11 protein-coding genes, 1 tRNA gene and 2 pseudogenes are annotated in these 16,507 nt (G+C 44.6%); 7 read left to right on the top strand and 7 right to left on the bottom strand.

Going from position 1 to position 16,507, the window contains the following annotated elements:
• Nucleotides 1–35 precede the first annotated feature (35 nt).
• The gene (locus QO008_RS06200) at nt 36–1,910 is read left to right on the top strand and encodes an S-layer homology domain-containing protein (protein WP_307385178.1); all 1,875 of its coding nucleotides are present in this window, start codon (nt 36–38) and stop codon (nt 1,908–1,910) included.
• Between the two features lie 65 nt (nt 1,911–1,975).
• On the opposite strand, the gene QO008_RS06195 is transcribed toward QO008_RS06200, so the two are convergent.
• On the bottom strand, nt 1,976–2,410 hold the full coding sequence (locus QO008_RS06195; RefSeq protein ID WP_307385176.1) for a DUF4145 domain-containing protein: 435 nt from the start codon (nt 2,408–2,410) through the stop codon (nt 1,976–1,978).
• A 388-nt stretch (nt 2,411–2,798) separates the two neighbouring features.
• Nucleotides 2,799–8,045 carry a Cna B-type domain-containing protein gene (locus QO008_RS06190; protein WP_307385175.1) on the bottom strand — a complete coding sequence of 1,749 codons (5,247 nt, stop codon included), beginning with the start codon at nt 8,043–8,045 and terminating at the stop codon, nt 2,799–2,801.
• Between the two features lie 146 nt (nt 8,046–8,191).
• On the opposite strand from QO008_RS06190, the gene QO008_RS06185 reads away from it, so the two are divergent.
• The gene (locus tag QO008_RS06185) at nt 8,192–8,542 is read left to right on the top strand and encodes an arsenate reductase family protein (RefSeq protein WP_307385174.1); all 351 of its coding nucleotides are present in this window, start codon (nt 8,192–8,194) and stop codon (nt 8,540–8,542) included.
• A 10-nt stretch (nt 8,543–8,552) separates the two neighbouring features.
• Nucleotides 8,553–9,209, top strand: coding sequence for a hypothetical protein (locus tag QO008_RS06180; RefSeq protein WP_307385172.1), 657 nt, complete (start codon nt 8,553–8,555; stop codon nt 9,207–9,209).
• Here the strand turns inward: QO008_RS06180 and tnpA are convergent.
• Nucleotides 9,180–9,410: pseudogene (gene tnpA / locus QO008_RS06175) on the bottom strand (IS200/IS605 family transposase); the annotation flags it as partial. The gene QO008_RS06180 and the pseudogene tnpA sit on opposite strands and share 30 nt — an antisense overlap.
• Nucleotides 9,411–9,558: 148 nt before the next feature.
• Between tnpA and QO008_RS06170 the strand changes: the two are divergent.
• The 3 genes and pseudogenes from QO008_RS06170 to QO008_RS06160 all read left to right on the top strand — a co-directional run.
• Nucleotides 9,559–9,936, top strand: a pseudogene (locus tag QO008_RS06170) (phage major capsid protein); the annotation flags it as partial.
• A gap of 254 nt (nt 9,937–10,190) precedes the next feature.
• Nucleotides 10,191–11,663, top strand: coding sequence for a recombinase family protein (locus QO008_RS06165; RefSeq protein WP_307385171.1), 1,473 nt, complete (start codon nt 10,191–10,193; stop codon nt 11,661–11,663).
• The gene (locus QO008_RS06160; protein ID WP_307385169.1) at nt 11,552–11,827 is read left to right on the top strand and encodes a DUF4368 domain-containing protein; all 276 of its coding nucleotides are present in this window, start codon (nt 11,552–11,554) and stop codon (nt 11,825–11,827) included. Before QO008_RS06165 ends, QO008_RS06160 begins: the two co-directional genes overlap by 112 nt.
• 99 nt (nt 11,828–11,926) lie before the next feature.
• Here QO008_RS06160 and QO008_RS06155 read toward each other — a convergent pair whose 3' ends face one another.
• Nucleotides 11,927–13,999: a catalase gene (locus tag QO008_RS06155; protein WP_307385167.1), complete on the bottom strand. Its 2,073-nt coding sequence runs from the start codon at nt 13,997–13,999 to the stop codon at nt 11,927–11,929.
• A 177-nt stretch (nt 14,000–14,176) separates the two neighbouring features.
• A tRNA-Pro gene (locus QO008_RS06150) sits at nt 14,177–14,253 on the bottom strand.
• 153 nt (nt 14,254–14,406) lie between these two features.
• Here QO008_RS06150 and QO008_RS06145 point away from each other — a divergent pair.
• Nucleotides 14,407–14,895, top strand: coding sequence for a ferritin family protein (locus QO008_RS06145; RefSeq protein WP_307385165.1), 489 nt, complete (start codon nt 14,407–14,409; stop codon nt 14,893–14,895).
• Between the two features lie 83 nt (nt 14,896–14,978).
• Here QO008_RS06145 and QO008_RS06140 read toward each other — a convergent pair whose 3' ends face one another.
• A complete protein-coding gene (locus tag QO008_RS06140; RefSeq protein ID WP_126465946.1) occupies nt 14,979–15,704 on the bottom strand; it encodes an amidohydrolase family protein in 726 nt (241 codons plus the stop codon).
• A complete protein-coding gene (locus QO008_RS06135) occupies nt 15,701–16,225 on the bottom strand; it encodes an ECF transporter S component (protein ID WP_126465948.1) in 525 nt (174 codons plus the stop codon). Before QO008_RS06135 ends, QO008_RS06140 begins: the two co-directional genes overlap by 4 nt.
• Between the last annotated feature and the right edge of the window lie 282 nt (nt 16,226–16,507).

The raw sequence follows: 16,507 nt of genomic DNA, 5'->3' as shown, positions 1-16,507 counted from the left end.
AGGACGGAAAGCCCTTAAAAGATAAGAACGTCGCTTTGTTCGTCATCGAAGAAAATACAGACCAAGAAGCGATCCCCGAGAGAAAGCGAATCACCCAAGAGCGCACGGACAATCGCGGCGAGATCGCCTTTACCGTCGATCTGCCGAAGGCGTACTACATCGTCGCCGTGCAAGATGTCGAATTAGAATATATCCGAAGAGAACAATACTTCAGTACCGACGAAAAAGGCTCGGTCTACTTTTTGGGCGACAATCATATCGGACACCCCGAAGAAGCCCGCCTCGAATTTACGGCGCTCGACAAAGACAAAGTCAAAAACCGGGCGCCCCTCACCGTCGTGGCAAAAGACAAAGAGACGGGCGCGCCGATCCCCGATCTAACGTTCCACATTCGCTTAAACAGCATACCCGGTATCGACTACATCAGTCAAACCACCGACGGTACGGGGGAAATGCAGTTTTTTCTCACCGCCGAACCGAATCCGGGCCGCGAATACTTCCTGGTGCCGGATCCGAGCGCGATGGAACTCTACGACTTCGATACGCCCCTCTTCGACTTTATGGTTGGGGAAACATACGACGATGTCGCCGGCCGTCTCGAGTATGGAATTATGCACGACAATCGTCCGGTCCTCGGAAAGTTCGAGATCCTCGCGACAAAAAAGGAAAAGAAACCCAATCTCGACGTCTTGCAACAAGCCATGCAAGCCGCGAGGGACTTCCTCCACGGGCATCGTTTTGTAGACACGCCGGAATCCTTGGCCGCTGAGGGCGCCCTTAAAAATAGCATTATCGCCACAGAAAAAACCCTGGGAGAACCCCGCATCGGAAAGGCGGAGGTAGATCGCCTCGTCGGCGAATTGCAAAACGGCGTCAAGGAGCTGCAGAAATATATCCGATCGCCGGAGGGTAACCCCAAGGATCCGGAGGATAAGAAACCGGAAAATGTCGTCCCCGGCAAGGGACAAGGCCCCGAAAAACCCGCGCCCGGCGAAGAAAAGAAACCCGACGCGCAGGCACCGACCCCCGATGCCCCCGAATCCGACCCCAAGGCGCCGGAAGACGGAAAAATGCCGCAAAAACCCGGCGCTCCCGAGACCGAAAAAAATCCGGATGCCAAAACCCCCGGCGAGAAAAATCCCGCGCCGTGGAAACCGGCACCCGAGGGCGACAAAAAGCCCGAAAAACCCATGCCCGATTCGAATAAAAAACCCGAAGAAAAGAAACCCGCCCCCAAAGGCGATGCCGATCGCAAATCTGCGCCCAAATTCAAACCCCAATCCCCGCGCAAACCCGAAACGCCGAAGGCACCCGCCTTCCCCTTCACGGATGTGGCAGAAAACCACTGGGCGCGCCCCGCCATCGCCTATGTGGCGGAAAAAGGCTACTTCAACGGCAAGGACAAGGCCGTATTTGCCCCGAACGACGCCGTCACCCGCGGCGAGTTCGTCACGGTGCTCGGCCGCATGGCGAAGGTCCGCACCGCCGAGTACACCGGCGGCGATTTCGTCGACGTAGCGCGCGACCGCTACTACGCCCCCTATATTCACTGGGCGGCACAGGCGGGCTTGGTACAGGGCATCGGCAACCGCAAATTCGACCCCGATCGCCCCGTCACCCGCGAAGAAATGGCGAAGATCGTCGAAGCCTATATCCAATATCTCAAAAAGCAACCGGCACAAGGCGCATCCGTCGCTTTTCAAGACGCAGACCGCATCGCCCCCTGGGCCAAACAGAGCGTCGATGCCCTGGCAAAGGCCGGCATTTTGAAAGGCGATGCCGACGGCAACTTCGCCCCCAAATCTCCCTTTACCCGCGCCAAGTGGCACAGGTGCTCTTTACCATCGATCATATGTAAAAAAAGGACCCTAAGGCTCATTGAATTAGGGATTAAGGAAAAATTCAATTAGGAAGTCTTTAAGTGGTAAGATAAAAGGCTATGAGTATGAATGCTCATAGCCTTTTTGCCTATATCTTATTTTAATCCTGATTTGTAAATCAGCTCTTCTATTATAACTCTATAGCTAAAGATAAGTGGCTCAATATCTTTTCTAGTTGTATTGTACCATATTTTATGAGCCGAATAATTTCCTAATTCTTTAAATTTATACATATTATTTTTTGTGTTAGTTGACAATAATAATTTAGAGTTTTTCTCAGCATTTTTAATTATTTTATCCAAAGTTAAAGGTCTGTCATTTTTATTTTTTATTTCTGATTCTATATCATTATTTTGGTACACCATAATTAGCAACCCCTCTAACAATCTTCTCATCATAACGGCAGTACAATCATAAAGGTTATGTTCATAGCTAGCATTTATCTGTTTGCAGATAGTTTGGAAATTCTGCTGTAATCCATCAAAAATAGCTAGAAGACCATTCAGACCAATTACGTGAATTGTTAACAAGTCCTATGACTTCATTATTTAAATCATAGTGAATTTGTTCATCACTCCATTAGCAGACTTCAGTGCTAAAATATAGTTATTAAGAATAGCATTACTAGCATGGTCATTCCAATAGTTGAATGTATTTTTACATTTATTCTTTATTCTAAGAACCTCCTGTTTAATGGGAGATAAAGATTTATTATAAGCAATCCCACCAAGTTTATTTAAAAAAGTTGTAACTGATTTTTCAGTAGGTACTCCCTTATCATCATATACAAAATTTGGAACTTTATAGGGAAAATTGACATATAAAAATCGGCACAAAGGTTAATACCTTCATGCCGATTAAATTTCAAGGAAATAAATCCCTAATTAGGAGCACCTAAAAAGCCATTTCTTTATTGGATTAATTTTCTTTTTTCTTGTTGACTGCATAGAGTCCTAGAACAGACATACCAGATGACATCAGATAGAGACCAATACCCGGATCATAAGTTTTAGGTGATCCTGTAGGTGGTTTTCCTGGCAGTCTTGGAGGTTGTCCCGGTGTTTCCGGTGGAACTTCCGGAGTTTCTGGCGGTTCTTCTGGTGTTTCTGGAGGTTCCTCTGGAGTTTCTGGCGGTGTTTCTGGAGGTTCCTCTGGAGTTTCTGGCGGTGTTTCTGGCTTTTCTTTATTGGTAATCATAAAGCCATTGTTCATATCACCAGAGTAAGTTACTTCAAACTTTTTGTCTCCAAATTGAATGAGGCCGCCATTTTCTCCCACTTCGAAAATGCTATATATATATTCCCTAAGTGGGTTTTCTTTACTTGCAATTTCTAAACCTGTAAATTCACCGGTCCAGTTATTGTCTGCATTTAATTCCAGTCTCTTACCTGTGGCTAGGCCATCTCGGTAAAGTTCAACAAGAATACGGTCCACCGGTCTTTCACCAGTTGCAAGATCCCAACGCTTGGTCACCTTGATGTCACGAGTCTTAGGACTTGGAGGGGTTTCTGGTGGTCTATAGGTGTTCTTCAAATTTACTTTGAAGATTTCTGTTAAGCTAATACCTTTAGCATAGCGGATAATATAACGTCCATCCTTTTGTCTTTCGATTTTGATAAAGGTATTAATATTGTCTAAGTTGAACTCTTTTAATTGATCTTCTTCTGAAAGCTCAAAGACTTCGTAGCGATAATTTCCCTTAGCTAAAAGCTTTTTAAGTTCATCGGTCATATAGTTAAGGGTTATTTCTTTGCCGTCCTTGTCCTTGCCGATGACTTTTAATCCAGCTTTTTCAGTCTTAATGTCGCCAGTGAAGCCTGGAACTTCCACTTCCTTAATGGAGTATCCATGCTTACGAAGGGTACCCTTTAAGTTTTCTAAGGTCTCTTGCCAGTTGCCTTCCTTAGTAAGTTGGATTTCCTTAACCTCACCTTTTTCATCAGTAATAATAACTGTGATTTCGTTAGGAATTTTATTTTCTCCACCAAGCCATTGTTTTAAAATCTCAACTTCATGAGTTGGACCGTAATGGTTTTCAGTCTTTATTTGCCAATTCTGATCATCTTCAATAGGGATAGGCAATGGATCGATAACAGTGGTTCTTTCATAACGTTCATATGTTGGGTTATATTCTCCCGATCGAGCAATAAATAGATCTGCATATGGTACACCATTAATAACTAGACGAGGTAGGTAGAGTGCATAAGCTCCTCCTTCGTCCTTCTTCAAATAGAAGTTGTATTCAAATAGTCCCGGTTCATTGAGTCCTCGTTCATCGCTTATAATATCATAATATTTAACGGGAATACCTTGACCAAAAGTTTCAACTTCAATCTTTTTAAACTCCACATCCTTATTAAGATAAGTGTAGGTTATATCATAATCGGGCATATAATCCACAGTAAACGTAAATTCTTGAGTATCCACTATCTCGCCGTCTAGAAATAGGTTCAACTTTATATTCTTGTAGGTTCCATCCCCATTTTTATAAATATGGGACTTAAAATGACCCCCGGTAGTAGTTACTACATTATCGTCCTGACCTTCCTCATGATAATCATCAGCATAACCAATTCGAACAATAAATTTTTCTTTTTTATTTATCCATTCAGGTGCAAAAATATCTGAATCTTCTTCTAAGGAATATTTGCCTTCAGCTAGGGCCTTTGGATCGAGCTTTTTAAAGCTACCTTTCCATTCATCTTCGGCCTTTAGGGTAAGTTTTTTATAAATCGGCTTTCCCTTTTCGTCAAAACTATCGACCACTCGTTTACCTTCTAAGAGTAGATAGAAGTCCATAGATTTCGGTTGGTCTTTCTCTTTAATGTTTTTCCAAGACTTTTCAACATCTAATTGACCCCAAGGAGAATTTGTAAGAGTAAAGCTATGTGTTTCATTTCCCTTTATAACATAATCTTGAGTTTTATCAAGTTTACGTGCAGAAAAACCTACATCATAATAATAATCATCGAGCCACAGATAAGGGACTTCTACGGTCAATGTGCCGTCTTCATTTTCTGTTAGAATAATAGCATAACCCCTATCTCGATTGTGATAACCTTCATAATCGTCCCAACCTTCATATTCAGTGAACTTGCGGTAGGCTCCATAATACTTATATTCTGAAACCTTCTTTAGTAGAAGCGGGTGGGCAAAAGTCGTCTTGCCAACACCTGGTGTCTCTTCATTTTCATGGATTTTTGTTTGACCAAGGCGAGTTAGAGTTTGTTTTTCGGGGTCATAAAGATAAAAGAATAAGTCCTTATCTTCCCGAACAATGCCCTTATCGTACTTGTCGTTATATTCTCTGAATACTTCAAGAACGCCGGCTTTTTCCATCTTATCCTTTGTCGGTTTTTCTTCATCATACTCTACAAAGTACCTGTCACCTTGCTCTATAACCAAATATTTGTAGCCTTTTTTCGCTAGCTCTTCAGCAGTGAAAGGTAGACCCTTGTCCATTTGATAAGCATCGTCAGGCAAACCGATGTCGGAGAAATCTTTGATTCCAAGTCTCTCCAGAATTTTCTCTTTATTCGCTCCGTTATAGTAATTGGTGTCAAACCGACTGTGCCAATTGTTGTCCTCACCTAGGGTGATCTCGCCATATTTAAAAAGGGAGTTATCCTTACCGTAATTAGCTTTTACATATTTTGGGTCCTTGTCTAAAGGAACAATAAAAAGATCTGCCTTGATATTTCTTGGGATTCTGTGCTTTTCAATCCTATCGTCCCATTTTTTATTGGCCTCAATGCCATATTCGCCTTCGTCTTTCGGCGTGGTGATATTAGCATTGGAGCCGACGCCTCCGCCATTATTGGCTTGGTTCCCCAAAATAAAAGTTTGGGAGTTTCTCCAGGCTTCTTCAATAAGCTTTTGACTATAAATAGTCTTCAAGTGAGTGTAAAGATTATGGTAAGAAAGACGTTCGGGGATACCGAGCCTCTCTTCTTTATCAGGTCCATCTTCTAAAAACTTGATAATATTTTTGTCTTCGGTTACTGGTGAAATATGGGAATAGAATTCGTCTTTAATATTTACTCCATTTAAGTTGAAATACCAAGTTTTTTCAGAAAAAGTAATATCTTTTCCATAGCTGCCTGAGTCATTGTTGTAGACATAGACGCTATGGCCATCGCCAATATGGACAAAGCCTGTTGGACAGTTCCACAGACCGCCACCATTGCTACCGCCGATAATACTACCTGTGTATCCGCCATACGCATGGTTTTCAGTAATTAGAATGTTTTCCAGTTTTTGTGTAATAGGCGGGAAAGAAACATAAATCCCTCCACCAAATTGGCCTGCTTTATTATCCAGAATTATGGTCTTACCAAATTTGACATCGTTGGAGTCGACGTAGACGCCGCCACCGGAAGTTCCTGCTTGGTTTTTATAAATCAAGCCACCATTAATAAAAGCTTCCGCTTTATTTTCTTTTATATAGTTTTCGTAGTTGGTGTTAACAGTTGCTTTTTCTTCCCCTAAAACATTGCTCGGGCTGCCAATGTACTGGGAAGAAATGCTGATGCCGCCACCAGGGCCGGCAGATTTGTTTCCGGCGATAATGCCGTCGTTGATAGTGACCTTAGATGCCGGAAAACCGTTGAGACCTCCGCCCATTTGGAATCGAGTGGCTGAAAGATTGTTGGCGATGATGCCGCCCTTCATCTCGACGACGGCAGGCCCTTCTTTGGAGCCCCACATATCTCCGGCGAAGACGCCACCTGTCATGCCACCGACATTATTGTCGATCAAACCGTTTGTCATGGTAAACATTCCGCCTGGGTTTACGAAGACTGCACCGGCCGCATAGGGGCGCTCGTAATCGTAATCGATTTGTTCGTAGGACGTATTCTTGGAAATTCGTCCGCCTTCCATGGTGAAGGTTCCACCCTTGTTGACGCGGATCGGGCCGGTATAACCGTGTTTGTTGTACGAATTCATAATGACGGCGTTTTTCATTACTAGCTCGCCATTTACGTCAATGACAGATCCTTTGTTCTCAAAGGCTGTACGTGCAGAATCTCCATTTCCGTCGATATAGACGGCGGAATCATCCGTTCCAAGCGTGAGTTTTCCCAATACTTTAAACAAAGTATCGTTGACAAAATCCTCTGCTCTTTGAATAATGATGTCTTTATCTTCAGATGGTAATGGGTTTTTATCTAAATCAGCTTTTTCTAAAGCTTCTTCACCACGTTTTCTACCTTCTTCAATGATTTCTCTTTGCTTTTTCTCGCCTTGGTCAGCGTAATCAGCTGGTCTTTTAATCGGTTCCCATGCATCTTCCTTTCGTTCATTCTTAGCAGTTAAAGTAATGTCTTGGTCTTTCCCAATCGTTAAAGCTTCTGTCAAAGTAAAGCTTTTCGTAATGACGATGATGGTTGGATTTCCGTCAGCATCTTCAATCGCTTTTTTTAATTGGTCAAAAGTAGAAACTTCAACTGATTTTTGAGATTCTCCAGATCCTGCCCCAAAAGCCATAGGCTCTTTGGCCAGTTCGGAGATTTCTAAAGTTTCGCCTTCTTTTAGAATCTCGCCAGCTTCAGCAGCTTCTTTTTCATCTGCTTCTGTAGCTTCGGTATTCTCTTCTTCAGCTTCTGGCTCCACAGGTTCGGTGACTTGGACCGTCTCCGAATCTTTCCCTTCCTCAGATGGGTCTATTTGGTCTTGGACCTCTGCCAGGACGCCTTCCTCGTCTGAGTCTTCTTCCTGCTTTTCTTCATTAAGTAGGGGCGGTTCATCCGCTTTTTCAGCTTCATCAACTTCGTCAGTTGCTTGAGCTTTTTCAGCTTTTTCGCTTGTTTGATATGTCGATTCCTGACCCTTCTCTTCCTGAGTGTCTTGGTTAGTTGAGGGACGCTCACTTTGGCCGTCATCAACCGCTTCAAGCTCAGGTTTTTGGGTGGTCAGAGCTTCTGACTCACTAGCTTCTTCACTAGGAGAATGTTCACTTTCCGCTGGGGAATCCTTCGTGGACACGGTAGGGAGCTTTTCGTTCACCGTCGCAATAACTTCCTTTTCGGCTTTTACTTCCCTTATCTCTGTCACTTTTGTCTCGGTCATGGGAACTTCTTCCGCATAGACTTTGGAGTCTATAGAGACCAAGACAAAGATCAACGTCAGTAAAAGCATGATAAATAATGTTCTTTTTCTAGTCATTATCGACTCCTTTCTGGTATATTTTGTTATTACCTGATTATACACTTATCCTGTAGAGTAGTCCAGTGAATTTATAAAATTCTCAAGGTCCATCTATTTTTATTTGAAATTGGGTATCTATCTTTTAAATTTGAAAGGAGGATATGATGTTATTTATCGAATATCCAAAGTGTTCCACATGTAAAAAGGCAAAGAAATGGTTAGACGACCAGGGGCTGGCTTATGAAGCCCGAGACATTGTCAAGGACCGGCCCAGTTTTGAAGAGCTGAAGGCCTGGTATGAGAGAAGTGACTATCCTTTGAAGCGGTTTTTTAACACTTCAGGCATCCGCTACCGTGAGCTCGGACTCAAGGACAAGCTGGCGGACATGAGCGAGGAGGACCAGCTTGAACTTTTGGCCACGGATGGGATGCTGGTCAAGCGACCCCTCTTGATTACTGAAGACCAGGTCTTGGTCGGCTTTAAAGAGGAAGAATGGGAAAGCTTGGTCAAGTAGAGGAAATAAGATGGAAATAAGAGCTTTTCAGGAGGTCAAGGGGCTTTGCCCTGAACTCATCCCGGGCCAAGACCGGTTTTACTACAGTCTGTCAGATTTTGAAGATTTTTATGAAATCCCAAGCTGGATAGACAAGAGGGGGTTTTACCCAGGGGCTGTCCTCCACTTTTATGACCTTGCCACTGGCCAAGTCTATCGGCCCTTTGACCTGGAAAAGAATGTGACCTTCAGTCCTCCAAAGTTTAAAGATGGAAAATTTTATTTCTTAAAGGCCGATTTTAAAAAAGATAAGCTCACTTTAATCACCTATCTTCCTGGGGAACCTGGGGATTTTGTCTGTGACCTTCCCCTTCAAGACCTGGACCTCTATAACTTAGGCCTCTACGAGGGGGATGACCTCCACATTGGAAGTTGCAAGGGCGACTTCACCGCCTACTATCCCAAGGCCTTCAAAATTCATCTTAAGGACTCTCAATCTGTCCTTTACATTGACGACGATAAGATTTATTTAAATGAATGGGTGGAAGAAGGGGTCGTGAAGGATGACATCACCATTGACTACAAGTACTATGAAAACCTAGTCATTATCGACTACCAGGGCCAGCTTTTGGAAAAAAGGTTAGGCAGCCTGTCCCACTACCCCAACGGAAGCTGGTATCTCACTTAATAACATATGAACATGATCTGGGCATACTTCTGCTTCTATTATATTTACTTCTTTCCAACTACATAGCTCTCTTAATATTGCTCCTATTTCTAATCTTTTGCTCCCATAAAATACTTTTCTTCTATATTTCGGAGCAAATACTACATGATATTTACAATTCCATTTTGTGTGTGATAGACTGTGTGTATGAGTTAAACTCATAAAAAAACCTCCTGTTATTTTGTGTTCTGGTAAACCACAAATTTATTTTAACATGGAGGTCTTTTTTATATTTGTTTTTCATCGCTAAAGCTAAATTGAACCCCTGGTCCAACCAGGGGTTTTCTAATTACAAGAACTAAAGCTTGATGACTTGAAAAAATTATTCTTCTCTTTAGATAGTGATTACAGAGAAAATGCAAAATGGATAATGAATGATAAAACTGCTCTTTATCTTCAAAACTTAAAAGATGGTCAAGGTAACTTCTTTTGGAATCAATATGATGGTACTTTCATGGGAAAAGAAATTCTAATCTCAAACTATATGCCAGATATCGATGCAGGTAAAAAACCAGTAGCTTTCGGTGACTTTTCAAATTATTGGATTATTGAAAGACAAAATCCAACAATAAAAAGATTATCTGAGATGTTTATTCTTAAACAACACCAAGGCTTCATCATGCGAGAATATTTAGATGCCAAGCTAATAGATAAGGATTCAGTCCTTACTTTAGCCATTGAAGGATAATGCCTATGGTAGAAACTAAAAAGAATGAGATTAAAAAGTCTGAGAATATTGAAGTATCTGGCACAATCTTTACAGTTCATTCTATGAAAAGTGAAAATGCAAAAAAGAGTGTCGAACAAATCATAAGAAAGCTCATATTAAACAATGTGGATACTTTGAATAGATCCGATTTATCAGCTTAATTAACTTGATATAGTCTGAAAAGTACGGGAATATGTAATTGCCACTTGAAGGCTGTCCGAAAGGAGGAAAATATGGAACAATTAAATAGACAGTCTTCTTACTTTTCAGCTAATGAAAAGATTACAGCATTATACTGTAGGCTTTCAAGAGATGATGAACTTCAAGGCGAAAGTAACTCAATAAGAAATCAAAAGGACATATTAGAAAAATATGCTCTGGATATGGGATTTAAAAACATAGAGTTCTTTGTAGATGATGGTTATTCAGGAACAAACTTTGATAGACCCTCTTGGAATAAACTAAATGCCTTAATTGAGGATGGAAAAGTTGAAAATATTATTGTAAAAGATATGAGTAGACTTGGCAGGGATTATCTAAAGGTGGGATTTTACACAGAAGTCTTATTCCCAGATAATGATATACGATTCATTGCCATAAATAATGGTGTGGATTCAAATAACCAAGTAGAAAATGACCTTACACCTTTTATTAATATCTTCAACGAGTTCTACGCTAAGGACACAAGCAAAAAGATAAAGGCTGTTTTTAAGGCTAAGGGTCAAAGTGGAAAACCACTAACAACTAATCCACCTTATGGTTATTTAAAGGATAAGGAAAACAAAAACAAGTGGATAGTTGATGAGGTTGCAGCTGAAACTGTAAAACTGATTTTTAACCTTTGTATTAAAGGTTTTGGTCCAAGTCAAATAGCAAGTGAACTAAAGAGTAGAAAAATTCCAACTCCTGCTGAACACTTTAAGTCTATAGGACTCAATTTCCCTGTTGACACTCCAGAACAGGAATGTAATTGGAATCCTGCTACAATATCTACTATTTTAGATAGAGAGGAATATCTAGGAAAGGTCATAAACTTTAGAACAAAGAGAAAATCCTACAAGACTAAGAAAAGTGTAGACAATCCAAGGTCTGAATGGGCAATATTTGATAATGTTCATAAGCCGATTATTGATGAAGAAACCTTTGATATTGTAAAAAGGATAAGAAAAACAAGACGAGTTCGTAACAGCTTAGGAGAAATGCCTACACTATCTGGTATGCTCTACTGTGCAGACTGTGGAGCAAAGTTGTATCAAGTAAGAGGTAAAGGCTGGTCTCATGATAGAGAATACTTCGTTTGTGCATCCTATAGAAAGCAAAAAGGCAAATGTACTTCCCACCAAATTAAGAACATTCAAGTTGAAGAAATTCTTCTTAGGGAAATTAGAAAAGTTACAGCCTTTGCAAAAGACCACGAAGACGAGTTTGTAGATTTAGTTTTAAAGAAGAAAACCAGCGAGTTAAATCAAGTATTAAGAAGTCAGAAAAAGGAATTAGAAGATTCTAAAAATAGAATTGAGAAACTCGACTTTATCGTTCAAAACCTATATGAAGATAACTTGGAAGGTAAAATATCTAACCAAAGATTTGAAAAATGGCAAAAGCCTATGATGAAGAAGAGCTTTCACTTCAAAAAAGAATATCTGAACTTGAAGAAACTATTACAAAATCGCAGAAAGAAGAACTTAATGTGGAATCATTCCTAAAGCTTGTGAGGAAGTACACGGATATTAAAGAACTTGATCCAGAAATAATTAGAACTTTTGTAGACAAGATTTATGTAGAACAATCAGAAAAAGTTCCTGGTACAAATTTAAAGAAACAAACCATTTGGATTTATTGGAACTTTATAGGGAAAATTGACATATAAAAATCGGCACAAAGGTTAATGCCTTCATGCCGATTAAATTTCAAGGAAATAAATCCCTAATTAAGAGCCCCTTAGGGTCCTTTTTTTATTCGCAACTATTTATTTCGTAAGGTCGCGTTCCCAGTACCGCATTTCGGTGACGAGGTCGACCACTTTGTCGGCGCCGTCCTCCATGAGCATCAGCACGCCGGGTTCGCCCCTGCGCCCTTCGTCGAGATACGATTCGGAATCGGAGGCGACGATCAGGGGCTTGTAGTACTTGTAGGCGTCTTCGACGAATTGGCGAATCTCGCCTTTGAATTTGGGATCCAGCCCCTCGAGTCCCGCCACGTAGATGGCGTCGTAGAGCACGGTGTCGGTGGAGATAAAGGTCTCTTTGATCTCGTGTTCTTTTTTGCCCACGGTGAGGGTGCCGAGTTTGTCGGAGATGATGTTTACATACATCCCCGCCGCTTCCATGGCGTCTAGAACGGGAGCGACTTCTTTTTCGTCAAATCCTTCCCGAATCAATACGCCCACTTTGAGCGTTTCGGGTTTTTTGGGCTGATTGGCGAGGGACAGGGCGGGCGATTTGTCCACCGACTTGCCCTCGTACTTCAATTCTTCGCCCGGATCGGCGCCGGTGGTGTCGTCTTCGTGGGGGTTTTTCGCATCTTCCGGCGTAAGTCCCAAGTACGCGCCCACATCCTTCGCCGCCTCTTCGTCGACCCGCATCAGCAGATTGACCACTTGTTGACGCACTTCGGGCTTGGTAACCTTGGTCAGCTCGAACTTAAAGCCCGCCAAAGTGTGCTCGCGCTCCCAATCGGACAGAGAGTGGAAGTACAACCGCGCCTGGGTGTAGAAGTCGAGGAATTTCGCCGGCTTGGAACGGGTCTTAAAGCCCGACACCGCCTGCCTGAGTTCTTTAAAGCCGCCATCCGCCTTCGGATCGTTGTCCGAGAGCGAGTTGTGGGAGTAGTTGGTCTCGGAGGTGTGGATCTTCATCTGGTGTTGCCCGTCCCGCTGGTTGTTCGCCACATCGACCAACGGCCGGTTGATGGGCAAATGCTGGAAGTTGGGTCCGCCGAGGCGGTGCATTTGCGTGTCGGTATAAGAGAAGATCCGCCCCTGCAGAAGCGGGTCGTTAGAGGGTTCGATCCCCGGCACGAAGTTGCCCGGGTGGAACGCCGCCTGCTCGGTTTCGGCGAAGAAGTTTTTTACATTGCGATTGAGCTCCAATACGCCGAATTCAGTGACCGGCACGATCTCTTCGGGCCACAGTTTGGTGGGGTCCAAAATGTCGAAGTCGAACATAAACTCTTGGTCCTCTTCGATAATCTGTGCGCCGAAAGTCCAACGCGGATAGTCGCCCTTTTCGATGGCCTCGATCAGATCCCGACGGTGGAAGTCCGGGTCCCGGCCTTGGAGTTTTTGCGCTTCGTCCCAGATCAGGGAGTGGGCGCCCAGCTCGGGCTTAAAGTGGAAGCGAATAAAATGCGCCACGCCCTCGTCGTTGACCAGGCGGTAGGTATGGATCCCGAAGCCTTCTACCATTCGCATGGAACGGGGAATCGCCCGGTCGCTCATTTGCCAGAATACATTGTGAATCGTCTCCGGATTGTTGGCGACGAAGTCCCAGAAGTTGGTATGGGCGGACTGCCCTTGGGGGATCTCGGTTTTGGGTTCGGGCTTAACGGAATGGATCAGGTCGGGAAACTTGATCGCATCTTGAATAAAGAACACCGCATGGGTGAGGCCCGGAATGTCGAAATTCCCCTCTTGGGTGTAGAACTTTACCGCAAACCCGTGGGGGTCGCGCACCGTATCGGCAGAGCCCTTCGAGCCCTGCACCGTAGAGAACCGCAAAAATACCGGCGTCTCTTTGCCCTCACCCCGCAAAAAGTCGGCGGAGGTATAGGCGCTCATATCGTTGGTGACCGTAAAGGTACCGTGGGCGCCGACGCCCCGGGCGTGCACCACCCGTTCGGGAATCCGCTCCCGGTCGAAGTGCTGCATTTTTTCCTGATGGTGAAAGTCCTGCAACAGCGACGGACCGCGCTGCCCCGCCTTTAAGGTCTCGGTATCGTGTGCTACCCTTACCCCTTCATTGGTGGTCATGGACTTGCCTTTTTCGTCTGTATAGTGCGCTTCAAGTTGTGTGCGCTTGTCGTCTTTTTTCGCGTTCGCCATAGATTTCTCCTTTCGAAGCGGGTACTCTTACTGTGCTTCGATCGCTACGGAATCGTAGAAATCATGGGTGTACTAAAGAATCATTTACCCGCAATAGAAAGGGATAAACATAGGATGGGAAGCGCGAGAAAAAAGACACAAAAAAAACCGCCACACTTTCGCGTGGCGGTTTTGCGTTGGTCGAGATGACAGGATTTGAACCTGCGACCCCATGTCCCCCAGACATGTACGCTACCAAACTGCGCTACATCTCGTCGTCAACAATAAGTATTATAGCAACTTTACATAATGATTGCAACAACTTTATCTAAAAAAAAATGCGGGTTCGTATCTTTCGTCCGCACCAATATTTTTGGGCGAGACGGGTATAAGTATATGGAATCAATAAAAGCGAACCAGGAGGTATTATGAGTCACAAAGTAGACGGTCACGCAATTCTCGAATTATTGGCACAAAATGAAACCGAGGTCGCCCGCGTATATCGCGAGGTGGCGGACAACGCCAAGATCGGCGACAAATTCTTCGAAAATCTCGCCGAAGACGAAGACTATCACCACGGCGTGTATTTGAAACTCGCCCAACAGGCAAAAGACGAAGGCGGCTGGGTCGTAGAGGAAGACGACTACGATTATTTCCGCCTGCGCCTACAACGCAGTCTCTTGGCAAAGCCCGAAGATCTGTACGAACGCGCCACCAAACTGCGCGATAAGATGGAAGTCTTCGAACTCGCCGAACGGGTAGAACGCGAAACCGTAGAGATCGTTCGCGAGCTCCGGGAGATCGTGCCCCGCTTTGCGCCGGAAGAATTGGAGAAAATCGAACGCCAGGAAAAAGGCCACTTGAAGATGATCACCGAGCGGATTCGCGACAATTTCCTGAATCCCCGCGGCCTGTAAATCGTCATCCTTTCCGACCGCCTTCGGGCGGTTTTTTGTTGCGCAAAAAAAGAGATGTGTCCACACATCTCTTTTGGCCGCGCTTATAGCTTGAGCAGTTTCTTGGCGTTGTTGTAAAACACATCCTGAAGGGCATCGTCGTCGAGCCCGCAGGTCAGCACCTTTTGAATCTCGACAGTGGGATGGTGAAAGGGCGAGTCGATCCCGAAGAGAATGCGGTCCTTGCCGACGGTCTCGTACGCCTCTTTGATCTTTACGCCCATGGGCATGCCGCTCATCTCGAGATACAAATTGTCGTATCTGCGCGCCATATTCAGCGCCGCCTCGATATACACCCCGTGGCCGTGGCCCATATGGATCATAGTGACGTCGACTTCGGGATACCGCTCCGCCAAAAGGGCAATGCTCCAGGGCAGCGAAAACGGCGGGTGTCCGCAGTGGATAAAGACGGGCACGTCGTGCGCTTTGGCAAATTCCATAACCGGATCCACCACCGGATCGTCGGCGACAAAGGCGTCGAATAGGGGCTGCATTTTAATGCCCATAAAGCCCTCGTCGACGATATAGCGCTCGAGCTTTTGATCCACATCGTCGAGCAAGGGGTTTACCCATACAAAGGGCACCACGGCGTCGGGATAACTTTGAAAGGCGTCCACGACCCGATCATTGTCGTGAAAAGAGCTGCCGGTGACAAAGGTCTTTTCGATATCGTAGGTCTTCATTTGCTCGATCAGGACTTCTTTGGTAAAGGCGACATTCGCCCAGCCGCCGAAATCGCCCAGGTGGGTGTGTGCATCGATCTTTTTCATTCCAATCCTCCTTGTGCCATCTCCTTCAGTCGATTGCCGATCTTCGACGCCTCGAGGCGATTGACCATAATATTGCCCAGTACATAGCCGATCAGCGTCTGCATGGCAAGGGGCAAGAGCGCCGAGATCGCGGTGGCTATGCCGCCTACAACGACCCAAACCACACTGTATGCGGCGACGTGAAATACGCCGCCGATCAGGCCGCCGAGGAGAAATCCCCGAAAGCGGCCCTCGCCGTATTTCTCGGCGACGAGACCGATCAGAGCGGCGAACACGAATTTGATGACAAAGGTCGGGAGCGCCCATACGGCAAACCCCGATGCAATGTCGGCGATCGCCGCGCCGATCCCCGCGGCAAAGGGGGCGTATTTGCGGCCCAGCATCCATACGGAGATGATGATAAACATATCGCCCAAATGCGCATAGCCCAGCATGCCCCCTTCCGGAACCTTAAACGTGAAGGTGAACAGAAAGACCAGGGCCGCAAAAAGCCCGGTCATGGTGATATTTTTGGCTTTCACAATACCTCCTTGTAATATGTAAACTTGCAAACGATTGTAAGGCGCGCAAAAACGCCTTTACTGAAATATCATACCATAGAATGTTATGTAAATTTTACAAAGTATGGTTGAAAGTGTAAAAAGGATGGTATGCCTTTCGGCGGTGATACTTCCTTGTCATCCTGAGCGGAGCGAAGCGGAGTCGAATGGATCTCCGTACCCTATTGCGGGACGGCTGTTTTCACGATACCTATTACGTGTATCGTCGCCCGAAACAAGTGGGGACGTCACGCGTTTTGGCCT

Source organism: Aedoeadaptatus ivorii (genome assembly GCF_030815095.1).
GTDB lineage: Bacteria > Bacillota > Clostridia > Tissierellales > Peptoniphilaceae > Aedoeadaptatus > Aedoeadaptatus ivorii.
The sequence above is the reverse complement of the archived record's forward strand: the minus strand, read 5'-3'. Positions and strand labels throughout refer to the sequence as shown.

Bases quoted from the DNA above. Each gene is read 5' to 3' on its own strand.
- QO008_RS06190 (WP_307385175.1), bottom strand. From the start codon at position 8,045: ATGACTAGAAAAAGAACATTATTTATCATGCTTTTACTGACGTTGATC.
- QO008_RS06185 (WP_307385174.1), top strand. From the start codon at position 8,192: ATGTTATTTATCGAATATCCAAAGTGTTCCACATGTAAAAAGGCAAAG.
- QO008_RS06180 (WP_307385172.1), top strand. From the start codon at position 8,553: ATGGAAATAAGAGCTTTTCAGGAGGTCAAGGGGCTTTGCCCTGAACTC.
- QO008_RS06165 (WP_307385171.1), top strand. From the start codon at position 10,191: ATGGAACAATTAAATAGACAGTCTTCTTACTTTTCAGCTAATGAAAAG.
- QO008_RS06160 (WP_307385169.1), top strand. From the start codon at position 11,552: ATGGCAAAAGCCTATGATGAAGAAGAGCTTTCACTTCAAAAAAGAATA.
- QO008_RS06155 (WP_307385167.1), bottom strand. From the start codon at position 13,999: ATGGCGAACGCGAAAAAAGACGACAAGCGCACACAACTTGAAGCGCAC.
- QO008_RS06145 (WP_307385165.1), top strand. From the start codon at position 14,407: ATGAGTCACAAAGTAGACGGTCACGCAATTCTCGAATTATTGGCACAA.
- QO008_RS06140 (WP_126465946.1), bottom strand. From the start codon at position 15,704: ATGAAAAAGATCGATGCACACACCCACCTGGGCGATTTCGGCGGCTGG.